The sequence below is a fragment of the Bradyrhizobium sp. CW1 genome, assembly GCF_023100665.1.
Lineage (GTDB): Bacteria > Pseudomonadota > Alphaproteobacteria > Rhizobiales > Xanthobacteraceae > Bradyrhizobium > Bradyrhizobium canariense_D.
In genome coordinates this window covers 2,038,237-2,051,835 of record NZ_CP064684.1, presented here as the reverse complement: position 1 = coordinate 2,051,835, position 13,599 = coordinate 2,038,237, and the positions used below count along the sequence as shown (strand labels likewise).

Annotated in this window: 10 protein-coding genes; 2 read left to right on the top strand and 8 right to left on the bottom strand. The window is 62.5% G+C overall.

Annotated features, from left to right (window positions below; all coding sequences use genetic code 11):
- Positions 1–204: 204 nt before the first annotated feature.
- From IVB54_RS09985 to IVB54_RS09955, 7 genes are all read right to left on the bottom strand, one after another.
- Positions 205–933: a Crp/Fnr family transcriptional regulator gene (locus tag IVB54_RS09985; protein ID WP_018454215.1), complete on the bottom strand. Its 729-nt coding sequence runs from the start codon at positions 931–933 to the stop codon at positions 205–207.
- A 32-nt stretch (positions 934–965) separates the two neighbouring features.
- Positions 966–2,360: an amidase family protein gene (locus IVB54_RS09980; RefSeq protein ID WP_247294884.1), complete on the bottom strand. Its 1,395-nt coding sequence runs from the start codon at positions 2,358–2,360 to the stop codon at positions 966–968.
- 62 nt (positions 2,361–2,422) lie between these two features.
- Entirely contained in the window at positions 2,423–3,433 is a 1,011-nt protein-coding gene (locus IVB54_RS09975; protein ID WP_085361535.1) for an ABC transporter substrate-binding protein, read from the bottom strand.
- A gap of 29 nt (positions 3,434–3,462) precedes the next feature.
- Positions 3,463–4,302 carry an ABC transporter permease subunit gene (locus IVB54_RS09970; RefSeq protein ID WP_085361422.1) on the bottom strand — a complete coding sequence of 280 codons (840 nt, stop codon included), beginning with the start codon at positions 4,300–4,302 and terminating at the stop codon, positions 3,463–3,465.
- Positions 4,299–5,597: a M20 family metallopeptidase gene (locus IVB54_RS09965; RefSeq protein ID WP_085361423.1), complete on the bottom strand. Its 1,299-nt coding sequence runs from the start codon at positions 5,595–5,597 to the stop codon at positions 4,299–4,301. The genes IVB54_RS09970 and IVB54_RS09965 overlap by 4 nt, the downstream gene beginning before the upstream one ends.
- A gap of 320 nt (positions 5,598–5,917) precedes the next feature.
- Positions 5,918–7,123 carry an extensin family protein gene (locus IVB54_RS09960; protein ID WP_247294886.1) on the bottom strand — a complete coding sequence of 402 codons (1,206 nt, stop codon included), beginning with the start codon at positions 7,121–7,123 and terminating at the stop codon, positions 5,918–5,920.
- A 305-nt stretch (positions 7,124–7,428) separates the two neighbouring features.
- Positions 7,429–8,277, bottom strand: a complete 849-nt coding sequence (locus tag IVB54_RS09955; RefSeq protein WP_247294888.1) for a DUF2147 domain-containing protein — start codon at positions 8,275–8,277, stop codon at positions 7,429–7,431.
- 193 nt (positions 8,278–8,470) lie between these two features.
- On the opposite strand from IVB54_RS09955, the gene IVB54_RS09950 reads away from it, so the two are divergent.
- Together IVB54_RS09950 and IVB54_RS09945 are read left to right on the top strand one after the other, a co-directional pair.
- On the top strand, positions 8,471–9,241 hold the full coding sequence (locus tag IVB54_RS09950) for a DUF2147 domain-containing protein (protein WP_247294890.1): 771 nt from the start codon (positions 8,471–8,473) through the stop codon (positions 9,239–9,241).
- A 289-nt stretch (positions 9,242–9,530) separates the two neighbouring features.
- Positions 9,531–10,916 carry a FecR domain-containing protein gene (locus IVB54_RS09945; protein WP_094183504.1) on the top strand — a complete coding sequence of 462 codons (1,386 nt, stop codon included), beginning with the start codon at positions 9,531–9,533 and terminating at the stop codon, positions 10,914–10,916.
- 296 nt (positions 10,917–11,212) lie between these two features.
- On the opposite strand, the gene IVB54_RS09940 is transcribed toward IVB54_RS09945, so the two are convergent.
- Positions 11,213–13,246, bottom strand: a complete 2,034-nt coding sequence (locus tag IVB54_RS09940) for a hypothetical protein (protein WP_247777187.1) — start codon at positions 13,244–13,246, stop codon at positions 11,213–11,215.
- Positions 13,247–13,599: the final 353 nt, after the last annotated feature.

The window sequence follows — 13,599 nt, the reverse complement described above, 5'->3', positions numbered from 1 at the left end:
CCGGATCGCTTGGAGATTGTTCCAGTTCGGTTGAAGCTAGTGCGTTTGCTGGCCCAAAGCTGATGTCAGACGAGCCGCGCAGTCCCTGTGCGCTAAAGGACTATCGAAGATTACAAACAGCATGTGCGCTCCGGTCACAAGCGCCCATCATGCTCAAGGCGGAGACTTCCGTTGCGTCGGTAAGCTGACCTTATTGGTTCACGCCTAGTCCGCCACCTGCTTCCTCAACGCAGCGAGATCGTTGACGACCATCTTGGTCGGGCCGGTCCAGATGATGCCGTCGTTCTGGAGGCGGCTGAGGATCAGGCTGATCGATTGGCGCGTCGCGCCGATCATGCGCGCGAGATTGGCCTGCGTGATGCGACCGAGCGAGATCGGGCCGCTCTCGTCCTGGGCTGCGTTCTCGCACAGCTTGACCAGCAGCAGCACCAACCGTTCCGCCGCCTTCTGCCCGGCCAGCGTCTGCGCCAGCATCGAATAGGTCTCGCCCTTGAAGCCGAGGCACTCGATCAGCGCGACTGCGAACGGCGGCGACTGCGCGATCAACCGGCGGACCGCATCCTGGTCGAGATGCAGTGCTTCGACGCGCCCGAGCGCGCGGGCCGACCAGCTGTGGCGGTGATCGCCGAGGATATAGGGCGCGCCGACGAAGTCGTCGGCCTCCCAGGTCGACAGCATCAGTTCGCGCCCCTGCGTGCCGGCATGGGTGCTTTCGACGATCCCGTTCAGGATGATGTGGATGCCGTTTGCGGGCTCGCCCTCCCGCAGCAGATATTCGCGGTTCTGGTAGGTCGCGAGCCTGCCGGTTCGCATCACCAGCTCCAGATCGGGCTTGTCCAACGCCTTCAGCACATAACGTCCGGTCCCGGGCCGTGGCAGGTCGGCGCGCGGCTCAACTGGATCGGCCACCTCATGCGCATCGCTGCGCCCCACGATCGGTCTCCCTTCGAGTGACGGCTCGAAGGCTAGGAGGTCTCCGCTCGGATTGCAACGCGGCGCAGATGTTCTGGCTCGGCCGAAGCCCCCATGAAAGCGCAAGCCAGATCGGTGAGCAGGCGCTCCCGGCCGGCCGGCGCCAGGAACGTGATGCCATAGGGCACGCCGGCTGCGGTGACGGCGTTCGGAACGGCGATGGCGGCCAGCCCAAGCGGGTTGGCGTAGTTGGTGTAATAGCCGTTGTTGAAGTTGGCCGTCAGCGGATCGCGCGCGACGTCGTCGATGCTCAGCACGGTGCCGACCGTCGGCACGACCAGCGCATCATGAACTTGCCAGAAATCGCGCAGCGACCGCTGGACCTCCTTGACCTTGTAGAGCGCACGATAGGCGTCGGCCGCCGTGAACTTGCGGCTGCCGATGACGAGGTCGCGCACGATCTTCACGCCCGCCTCCGGGTTGGCGTCGAGGAATGCGCCGACCGACACGTCCCGCTCGGCGAGGAAAGGTCCGAAAAACATCAAATCGTTGACCGAGATGAACGGCGCGAAATCGACCAATGCGACCGACAGATCGAGCTGCCGCAGCTTGCGGAGTCCATCGCCGAACAGCGCCTCCGTTTCCGCATTGCCGAAGAACCTGAGCTGATCCGGACGCGGCGTTGCGATGTTGAGCGGCCGCGCCGGAGATGCCTGCTCCGTCCATCCGGCGGAATCCACCGGTGAAAAACAGTCCTCGACATCGCGCCGCGCCAACACGCGATAGATCTCGTGGCCATCGCGGGGATCGCACGTGTAGAGCGAGATGGTATCGAAACTACGGCACGCGTAGACCATGCCGCGCTGACTGAAGGCGCCGGGCGCCGGCTTGAAGCCGGTCACGCCACAATAGGACGCCGGCACCCTGCCCGATCCGCCGGTATCGGTGCCGAACGCAAAGGACGAGGTGCCCGTCGCGACCGATACCGCTGCGCCCGAGCTGGAGCCGCCGGGGATGTAGTCGGGGTTGTGCGGGTTGCGGGCGATGCCATAGGGCGAGCGCACGCCGACGAGGCCGGTCGCGAACTGATCCATATTGGTTTTGCCGAGATAGATCGCGCCGGCGGCGATGGCGTCGGCGACAACCGGGCTCGTGTCTTTCGCGGTGTAGGCGAATTCCGGGCAGGCCGAGGTGGTTTGCTCGTCGGCCACATCGATACAATCCTTGACCGAGAACACAAGGCCGTAGAGCGGCAGCTCGCCGATCTCGCCAATGCGGGCATCGAGCGCGCGGGCCTTCGCCATGACGCCTTGCGGATTTGCCGTCGAGATCCAGACGCCGCTCTGGTCGGCGTCATCGAGGCGCGACAACACGTGCGCGGCGACATCGGACGGCTTGAGCTCGCCGCTGCGATAGGCGGCGCGGAGGTGGCGAGGTGCGAGATTCATGTCGGTCACGTGCTTGCAGGAATTGACAATGTGCCGGCGAGGCAAGCCCGCCGGCACCGACCCTAGCGGCCGATCACCTTCTCCAGATAGGCGGGCTGGATGAAGGCTTCGAAGTCGGCGCGCGGCAGCAGCTTCGGCAGGCGCTCCTGCTTCACCAGGAAATCGGCGGTCGAGATCAGCGTGTCGACGAACTTGCCCTTTTTCGCGGATGTGCCGAGATACTCCTCCGTGAGCTGCGTGCTGCAGGGGATCATCCCGGTGCCCTTCATCATTCGCTGCGCGTCCTCGAGAGGCAGCGAAAGCTCTTCCGCGATCATTTCGGCAGTCTTCTCCGGGTTCTTCAGCCAGAAATCGATGCCTTCGCATTCGGCCTTGATGAATTTGTCGACGTAGGACGGATACTTCTCCGCGAACGCGTTCATGACGACGCCGATGTCCCAGGTCGGGTAGCCGCGCTTGGCCATCTCGCCCGAGGTGACGAGGATCTTGCCGCCGTTCTTCACGGCCTTGCCGAGATTCGGCTCCCAGAACCAGGCCGCGTCGATGTCGCCGCGAAGCCAGGCCGCCGCGATGTCCGCCGGCGCGAGGTCCAGAATCTTCATCGAGGCGGGATCGACACCCTCCTCCTTGAGCGCCTGGAGCAGGAGGTAGTGCGTCGTGGAGCCGAACGGCGCCGCCACCGTCTTGCCCTTGAGGTCCTTGAGCGAGGTGATGTTCTTGTCGGCGCGAACCACCATCGACTCGACGTAGTCAAGCATGTTGATCACCAGGATGCCCTTGATCGGCAGGGCGCGGGTCGCGCCGATCGCGGTCGGCGGGTTGCCAAGACCGCCGAAATCGACGTCGCTGCCGGCGATCGCGCGCAGCATGTCACCGCCGCCACCGATCTTGACGTATTTGATGTCGACGCCCGGCATCTCCTTGGCGAGCAGGCCAAGATGCTTGGTGACCAGCTGCGCATTGACCAGGTTCAGATAGCCGACGGTCACCTTCGCCGGCTTGTCCTCGGCGCGGACTGCGGCCGTGAGCGCCAACGTGGTAACCGCGAGCGTCGCAATCAGTCTCTTCATCATGGAGGTCTCCCCTACGATCAGAATTGGATTCAGGCCCACGGCATCAACAGTTTCGCGATGCCGCGCATAAAGAGGTCGAGCACGACGCCGGTGAGACCGAGGACGATCAGCCCCATGATCACGACGTCGGAGAGCAGGAATTTTGCCGCGTCCCAGATCATCCAGCCGATGCCGGCGGAGGCCGCGACGATTTCGGCGGCGACGAGAACGGTGTAGGTGAATCCAAGCGAGATGCGCATGCCGGCCAGAATCAGCGGTCCCGCCGCCGGCAAATAGACGTGAAACAGCAAATGGCGCCGGGTCGCGCCGAGCGACTGGGCGGCGCGCACATAGACCGGGTCCACGCTGGTGACGGCCTGGATCGTCGAGATGACGATGCCCGGCAAGCCGGCAAGAAACAGCAGCGACAGCTTCGAGCTCTCACCGATGCCGAGCCACATCACCAGCAGCGTATAAAGTCCGAGCGGCGGCAGTGGCCGGTAGAACTCGATCAGCGGATTGAGCAGCGCGCGCGCGTTGCGCGACACGCCCATGAGGACGCCGAGCGGGATGCCGATCAGGCAGGCCAGCGTGAAGGCCGTGAGGATGCGATAGAGGCTTGCGCCGAGATGCTGAAGCAGGGTCGCGCCCTGATATCCCTTCGTCATCGTCTTGACGAACGCGGCCCAGACCGCCTGCGGCTTCGGCAGGAACAGCTCGTTGGCCCAGCCCATCTCCGTGACGATGGCCCAGCCGGCCAGCAGCACGGCCACGGTCAGCGTCGAGAGCAGCACCGATCGCGAGACCTTCGGAAGCCGCAGCCGGAAGCTGCCGCGTCGGGTGCGATCCGGCGAGATTGGAATCGTCATGTGGGTCGCCTCGACGCTCATGTCCGCACTCCTAGGATCTGCATGATGGTCAGCGCGTAGATCCGCGTCGCCATCACCGACTTGGTGATCGAGATGTTCTCGTTGTCGACGGCCCAACCGTCTTCTCCGGGACCGAACGTCACCGCATTGATTCCGGCTTCGCGGAAGCGGATCGTGTCGTTGAAGGCATTCTTGCGGTTGACCCCGGGCTCGCGGCCCATCAGACGCCGGTAAACCGCGCGCAAGGAGCGGCAGGGCTCCTCCTCGACCGGCACCGGTTCGGTCGCGTTGACGAACAGCGAGCCCGGCACCTGGCGCACCTCGACCTTGACGTCGTTCACGCCCGCAAAAGTGTCCCGTCCGAGACGCTCGATGTCCGCAATCACGCTCGATAGCGTCATGCCCGGCACGATGCCGACCACGGCGAGCGTGATGGTGCAGGCATCCGGGGAGAACTGCATCTCGCCGGGCAGGCCGGACCGAATCCGCACCACGGCGCAGCAGGGCGGCGTATGCCCCATGAACTTGCTGTGGACATGGGTGAACGCCATGTCCTTCAACCTCGGCAACAGCTTTGCCGCTTCCATGATGGCGTTGACGCTGATGTCCGGTCGCCAGATGTGCGACTTGATGCCGTGAACGGTGAGCTCGATCAGGCAGTGGCCGGAATTGGCCACCGATAGGTTCATGCCCCAATCCTTGTTGACGTCGCCCCAGGCGGTCGGCTCGGCGGTGATCTCGTAGTCGGCGGTCAGGCCAACCTTGTTGAGCATGTAGATGGAGCCTTCGGTGCCGTTCCGCTCCTCATCGACGGTGTAGCAGCACATCAGGGTGCCATCGAACTTCACGCCCGCTTCGGTCAGGGCCTGCACTGCCAGCAACGATGCCGCGAGGTTTCCGCGCGTGTCGGACGTGCCGCGCGCATAGAGCAGATCGCCGTGGCGCGTCGCCTTGAACGGATCGAAATCCGTCATGTGCCATTTCTCGGGCTCGACGGCCGGATAGGTGTCGAGATGGTCGTTGAGAATGAGCGAGGGGGCGCCGTCCCGTCCCTTGAGCACGCCCAGCACGTTCGGCCGGTGCGGCTGCGCGCTGTGCTTGGTGACCTCCATGCCGAGCGCTTCGAGCTTGCCCGCGACCAGCATCGAGATCGCCTCTTCCTCGGCGGGCGGCAAATCGGGATCCAGCGGATTGCCGGAACGGGGCTGGCCGGTGCGGATCAGCTCGGATGCCAGTTCAAGCCAGCGCTCCTCCGTGATGCGCGACAGCACGCGCTGTTCGAGATCCGAATAAGGAGGGCTGACAGGCATCTGCATGACGGGATCCGCTGGCTCACGGCGCCGGCAGCGCCGCTTCGTGGCGGCCTCCTCATTGCAGCGACCGTGCCAACTGCGGGAAAAGCCCGTCGCGGCAGGATTGTATCGATGATTTCAATGGCTTAGGCGAGGTTTGCGCGTGCGCAAATTTTTGCGCCCGAGATGCGCTCTGCCAAAGACGCGGCGTCGACTGAACAGGCAGGGCTCAGCGCGAGGCGGGCCGGCCTGGGGTCGTAGCCCGCATGGAGCGCAGCGGGATGCGGGAACGCCGTCCCCGGAATGCGCTTAGCTCCATCCAGGCTACGGGTCGCACGCGCGCCTCAATCGTCGGCGTACTCGTCCTCTTCGTGCTTGCGCAGCGTGCTCTTGCGCGTACCCAGCGAGCCGGTGATGGTGGGATCGCGCCTGCTGGCGTAAGGGTTGCGCTGCTGCGCCCGCCCGGCGACCTCTTCGCCGGAGACGGCGGCGGGCTGGCAGATCAGCCGGCGGTTGGCGCGGCGCATCAGATCGACGTGGATGTGATCGTAATGATAGACGTTCGAGCCCGGCGCCAGCACCGTGGTGAAATGCACGCACGCGCCCGACTGCACGTCGCGCAGGAAGCCCTGCTCTTCCGGCATGCCGCGCCAGCCATCCTTCACGGTGACGCGGCGGCCGTCGGCGAGCACGAAGGCGGCGATGTCGAGCGCGTTGCCGAAGGCGTGCTCTGAAATATGGGCATGCGAATTGCCGTTCATGCCGCGGCAGGAATAGGCGGAGATCTGCTTGATCTCCGCGACGCGGGTGCCGAACCAGCGCATCGCCGAGGGCTGCACGGTATCGGCAAGCCAGCGGTCGAGCTCGGATACGATCGGACAGGCCAGCGTCGCAACCGGCTTGATCGCAACAGGGCCGACGGCGGTGACGGGATTGCCCTGTGCCGGACCAAGACGCGGCAGCGGTTGCTGCGCAGGCGCCTGCGAGTACGGCGCCGGCCGCGCCGGATAGCTCGGTGCATTCATGTAGCGCGACGCGCCCGCGGCATCGGTGCCCTCAGGCGGCAGATCGATCTCGTCTTCCTGCTGCGCCACACCGGGCGCATTCAGAGGCATTGGACCAGGGGAAGCGCCATAGCCGGAGGGCTGGCGCACCGCGGTCTCGGGATAGTTTGAGCGTTGTGGATAGGACGATGCCGGATAGTTCTGGCTCTGCGGGTAATTCGATCGGGGCTGCGTCACCGGCCAGCGCGGCTGGTTGCCGACGCTACCGGGCGGTCGCAATTCCTCGTCGGCAAAGCCGTAGCTGCTCGAGCCTTCGCCGAGGGCGGCGACTTTGAGCGGAAACTCCGCGCCGCACATGCCCGGCCCGGAAATCGGCTCGATACGGACGAGATCCGGCCCTTCTTTCACCGCGCCTGATTTCAGGCATGCGGCTTCGGCCTCGGCCCGCCACGGTTCACGTTCGGCCTGGAAGACGCCGCGTCCGCAACCCGCTAACGAAACAAGGACGATGGAGCCGACGAGATACAAACGAACTCCGCGCGTCATGCACGCACGTTCGGTGAATTTACTTAAAGACTCTTCAACGTGTTGATTTCAGTGTTCTTTAACCATGTCGGCCGGCGCCAGCAGGAGCGCTGCCGGTGACGAGCGACAGCAAGGCTGACTTTTTCGAAAAGAGACTCTCTGTTAACCGTGATCCTCTCGCGCAAGGCGGCGCGACAGCGGGAGCGACCTCATGACGTTCGCCGGGAGACTGAGCGTTATCACCGCGTACCTCGCCATGGCCTTTGTCGGTGCCATCGTGCTAGGCATGATCTAGCGGCTTCAGCCGGAGGTATCGAACGCTTCCCTTACGACCGCGCGCTCCACTGCCGCGACGTCGTGATCAGCTTCTCCGGCCGCTCTTCGGCTCGCGTCCAGTCGTTGCCGGAACACCAGAAATGGCCCAGTGCGCAGGCTTCGACGTGAAGCTTGCCGGAGCTCTTCAGCGTCATCCTCGCATAATAGGTACTGCCGCTGGAGCGGCTGTAGATGTTGCCGGTCCAGACGTCGTGCGTTTTCGGCTTCATGTTGACGAGCACGCTCTCGCCCCTGGTCGATGCTTCAGTCAGCGCGAAGCCGCACAGTGCAGGACCGCAGCGTTCGATGCGGACCGTGCCCTTGGCGCCTGCGCTCTCCCATTCGCCGAGCGGCAAATAGGAGAGTTCGTCGTCGCCGCGCTCAGGGCTCGTCACGGCCTGCTCGAGCTGCGGCCTTGGCGCGACGACGAGTGCCTCCATGCGCGGCGGATCGAGCGCGACGGTCTTCGGCGGATCCGTCTGCGGTAGCTCCACCCGTGGCGGATTGGAGCTTGGCGCCTGCGGCAGGACAATTGGCTGCGAGGTCGTTGAGGCAAGGACAGGAGCCGTCTGCGCCGTCGCAGGCGCGACCGCAATCGCTTGCGCTGGCCTGACCGGAGCCACGGGATAGAGCGGCTGCGGCGGCGGAAGCACCGGCGCAGGGGCTGGCGTCGTGTCGACGTCAGGCCGAAAGCTGCGATGGGAGGAAACCGAGACACAGGAAGCCGATCGGCAATTCCTGGGCGCCTCGACCTGAAATCGATGACCGGCAATCGAGAACGCGTAAGACCCGGCCTCGGCTGCGGGCGCAATCGCCAGCAGCGCGATCAATGTGCCAAGCGAAGTCACAAGCCGCGTCATCGGCGCCTCCCTCTGTGTGGCGACGACGTTACGCAAATGGAATCGCGACCGAATGTGCGCTGCGTCACCCAGCCGCGGCGAGCCGTTGTGACGTCTATCACAGAACGTCCGGCCAGCCCGGCGTAGGGTCGAACCACGCTTCATCCACCCGCGACTTCAGTCCCATCGGGACCACACATCTTCGGAGGTTGTCATGAACAAGCTCACCATCGCCGCCACCGCCCTCTTCCTCGCGTCCACCGCCGCCGCGCATGCCGGCAATGCGATCTCGTTCCAGATCGAAGGCCAGAACATCCGCATCGAGACGCCACGCAACTGCGCCTCGCTCAATTGCGTGACCATCATCGCGCCGGGCCTCTCGGACAAGCCGATCAAGCTGAACAACATCAACCTCAAGGGCCTTGGCTCCAAAGACGATGACGTCGACACCACGCCGGCTCCTGCCACGACCGCGCAGCCCGCGCCGGCTCCGGTGCAGCAGCATCCCGTGCAGCAGCCCCCGGTGCAGGCGACTGCGCCGGCAGCGCCCGCTATCGCAGCACCGAGCACGACGGTTGCCGCTGTTCCGTCCGTCGGTTACGACGCCACGACGCAGACCGCGCCCGTTGCGGCTCCCACTCCTGCGCCCGCGCCGGTCGCGGTTGCTCCGGCCCCGGTGCCCGCCGCGCCTGTCGCGGTTGCCAACACACCGATCGGCGTCTGGGCCACCGAAGAGAACAAGGGCAATGTCCGCGTCGAACAGTGCGGCGTCAATCTCTGCGGCTACGCCGCAAAGACCAACGAGCGCATCCTGATCAACATGAAGCCCGACGGCGCGAAGTGGAGCGGCCGTATCCACGATCCCGACTCCGGCCGCAATTACGACTCGACGATCGCGATGAAGGGCCCGAATGCAATGCGCGTGCAGGGCTGCGCCTTCGGCGGCATGTTCTGCGGCGGCCAGACCTGGAAGCGCGTGAGCTGACGCCGCAGGCGTCGTCTCCAACACATGCACATTCTTCGTCATGCCCGGGCTTGTCCCGCCTGCGCGGCCGAAGCCGCTTCGGCGAGGCGAAGGCCCGGGCATCCACGTTCTTAGTCCCGCGCTTCAAGGCGTGGATGGCCGGGGCAAGCCCGGCCATGACGGTGGAGAGGCTTGGCCGCAAGCTAGCATCGCGTACCGTTTGAACGTTCACCGCCTCCGTGCGATAGACATTCATCCGCCGTTCAGCTGTACGCGGCTGATATCGGTCGATCTCTCACCGGGATTCTTCGTGACTCTTACCGTGGCCTGGCGCCGCTTCATGTTCGCGCTTGTGCTGCTGGCGTCGCCGCCGGCCGGCGCGAGCGTTGCGTTCGGATTCGATGCGATCGAGCTTGCGCAGGCGCAGCCAGAAGCGCAGCCGTCGCCCGCCCCTTCGCCGACGCCATCGGCTTCACCCGCTCCCGCGACCGAGGCGCAGCCCGCTGCCGTCGAGCCGATCGGCAACGTTGCGACGGTGACGGGCATCGCGACCGTGATCCGCGACAAAAATTCCTATCCGCTGCGCGTGCGCGACGACATCTATCTCAACGACGTCGTGCAGACTTCGTCGAACTCATCGCTCGGCATCACCTTCGACGACGCGACCACGTTCAACCTCTCCGCCAGCACGAAGATCACCATCGACACTTACGTCTATGAGGACGGCGGCAAGCACAACGCAGGCATCTTCGACATCGGCAAGGGCACGGTCGCCTTCGTCGCGGCGGCGGTGGCAAAGACCGGCGACATGAAGATCACGACGCCGACGGCCACGCTCGGCATCCGCGGCACCACGGGCGTGGTCGAGGTGCCGGAAGGCGCGGCCGCGAACAAGACCAACAACGTCAACATCAAGCTCTATCCCGACGCCGATGGCCGGGTCGGACACATCGACGTCGACGACCGCACAAGTGGGACCCGGCTCGGCGCGCTGACGCAAGGCGCGAGCGGTTTTGCGATCCGGCCGGGCGCAGCCGCGGCCGGCGTCATGCGCTTTGCCGCGGTGCCGATCACGATTCCCGCACAGCAGATCGCGCGCGACCGCGGCTTCGTCAGCCAGGTGCATCTGGCGCAAACCACGGGCCGGCAGATCGTCACCGAGCAGCGCGACTTCCGCCGCGCCAATCCGACCGCGAGCCCGCGCATTCCGCGGCCGTTCCAGCCGCCGCAACAGCAACAATTGCGGCCGAACACGGCGCCAGGACAACAGCCGCAACAGCCGCAGCGGCAGGGCCAAGCGCCGGGCCAAGGTGGCGCCGTGCAGCCCGGTACGCCGCGCGTAGGTCAGGGTCAGCAGCAACAAGGCCAGAAACAAGGCGCGGGACGTCCGGCAGGCCCACCGCGCGCCGGTCAAGGCACGCAGCCTGACGGCACCCCGCAAACCCGGCCGCGACGCGGTGGACAGAGTCCGACGCAGCCCGGCGGAGTCGCGCCGCCGCAGCCGGGCGGAACGCAACAGCAGCCCGGTCCGCAGCCGCAACTGCCGCGCACCGGCATGCAACCCGGCCAGCCGCCCGCTGCTCAACAGCCGGGCCTGCAACGCCCGGGCGGATTCCAGCAGCGCCTCCCCGCCGCACAACGCCCCGCAGCGCCGCGACGGCCAGCGCCAGTTCCGAAGGAGAAGGAGCGGCGGTGACTTTCTTCCTTCTCCCCTTGTGGGAGAAGGTAGCTCTGTATAACCTATTGAGACAGCAGGGGAAACGGAAGCCGGTGTCTGTATAGTGTCCCTGGCACGAGGTTCCCTGCGCGCCTCTCAATGTCTATTGCTCGCCAGCCGGCGCGCACTTCGGAATGTGCGAGGGGGTCGCCGCCGCACCGCCAAAAAAATAAGTGTGTAATGCCCAGCTCCGGCGCAAGCGGCCCGGTCAGCGTATCGCGCCGGGTTGAGTAAGACGGTGCTGACCGAAGCCAGCACCGGGAGCGTGTGCCGTCCTAAACGATCAAATCGTGAATCTGAATGTTGTCGATGGCAAAGCCAACCGGCATGACGGTGTTAGCCGGAACGTGGCTGCGATCCCAAATGGTAATGGCATGTTCGGTATTGGCAGGGTCACGTCCAACATATCTGGAATTGGCAGCGTCGATATCGATGATGATATCCATATGCTGCCAGCCGCTTGGCTGACCCGCAGCAGGAATCATCGCTATACGGTCAGCAACCTCATTGCCGTCAATAAAGACTTCTAGATTGCGAATGATGCTTGTATCCATACCCGGTTGAACCGCGAAATCAAAACTCAGCAGAGCCTTGCCAAGAGTCGGGTCTACAAAGTCGTGCCAAATGTTTATCTCGTGGTCTTGAGCGTCTCTGGTGTTCAAATAAAAATCCAAAGACGAATCCTTCGGCTGTAGTACGGTTTCAGTTAATACGGCTGTAGAGCTAGCAAAACCCCGCCATTCGTTCCCAGCAAGATCGGCCACATAAGGCGCAGATACCGTCTGACCAAAGTTGTCGAAGTTTTCTGAGAACAACAGAGCAGGTGAAGATGGGGGTGGTGGCGGCGGTGGTGGAAGATTGGCGGGGTCCGTCGTCCAATCGTTGATGTGGAGTGTGTCCACCGCAAAGCCGACGTGATTGACACCCGGCGTGTTGGACACATGCTGAATTTCGAGAGTGTGTGGTGAACCGGGTGATCCAGTATCAAACACAAACTGATACGGGTGAAAATTGGTGTCATCGGTCGGATGAACCTCGCCGATCTTGTGACCGTCGATCTTGAAGATCAACGTGTCCAAAGGATCAGTTTGATAGTGAATCGATTGGCCCACGTAATCACCGAAGACGCTTTGCGAAGCAACATCGACCGTCAGTACGGCCTGACCACCTGTTGGATCGGAGAACGCTTTCCCCATATCCATATCAAATGGATAAAAAGGCTCGCCAGCTTTGAGAGAAATTGACGTGGTGTTCAGATAATAATCTCCACTGGTGGCGTGCGTAGACCCGACAGTGATGTCGTCATTGAACACCTGACCGATTGCATTCCCACCCCAAGGATTGGATTGTAGACGATTGCTTTCGAGAGAACTGATTGGAATCGAGTAAAGCGTATACGTGTAGTTGTCGAAATTGTCGGAGAACAGAAGATTCCCAGCATGGAGTGATGGAGGCGGCGGCGGTGGAGGCGGTGGTGCTACGTATTTCGTGTCGATTAAAAAATAATGTGACGCCGCAGAATTTTCGATGAAGCGTATCTCTGCCGGTTCGTACACTCTAACGTTTAAATCTGTCCCTTCTGGATACAGAACAATGTTTGGAGACGTACCATGCTCCACGTTGTACTGATCAAGAACGAAAAATCCATTGACCGGAGCACTGCCAGGATAGCTCAATGTTCCAGTGCCCAAAAAGATGGCGGCATGATTTGAGTCGTAGTGGCCATCGGCGTCGAATGTGGCGATTGGATCGCCCGAATGAAGATTGGCAACGACTGTACCGTCCTTAACGACTGGTGTAGAAGGATGCCATCCTTCTTGAATCACTGCGTGTGTTACCGGATTCTCTATGTGTGTTGCTGGTCCGACTTCTTTGTCCAGCGCTTGTACAAGCGCCACGCATTGATCGAGAAACAGAGAGTTTTCGGGAAGTGTTGGAAATGCTTTGTTGACAAAGCCGAAGGTGATGTCTCCCGGTGATTGATCAATCGTATAGTTGAACGTCGAAGTCAGTCCTGCCACCGCTCTGGCAATGTCGTAAACCAAGGAATCATGATCAGTAAGATGTTTAGAGTCCGCAGTACGATTGCCGACGATATATTGCTCTTGAATGAGCGCCTCTGCCAAGGAAATGTTGTCTGCTAGAGAAAGCGGAAGCGGTTTTGTATTTTCGATCTTCGCGACAACATTGTCGATTTTGACTTGCGCGTGATCGATTACTTTCTGAAGCCGGGGCGAATCAATAAGGTCATCGATTTCATTTTGCAGTTTGTCGATCAGCTTCTCAAGCTTCGTAATGAGTTTAGCCATAGCCAATCTCCTGTTCAAATAAAAAACGCCTCGTTGCGACTTCGCTCGTTCACTCTGATGCTATCCCGCCTCTTCGGCTCGCCAACCGATATGGTGCTCTCATTGGTTTTGACTTTGGTATCGTGCCTCGTTGCGCGACGGATCAGCCTCGGCAACGATGTTGAGTTTGCGATATCGCACAAGATTCTCATCATTGACGAAGGATTGCATGGCGCGCAACGACTCAGAAAATATGGTCGCCTCCTGTGCTGAATCTAAAACTCAGAAGATACCAACCACGTGCATAGGTGAGACCAGTGGCGAATATATCACGCAAGTTCAGCTGGCACTTAAGAGCCAGACCATGACGGAAC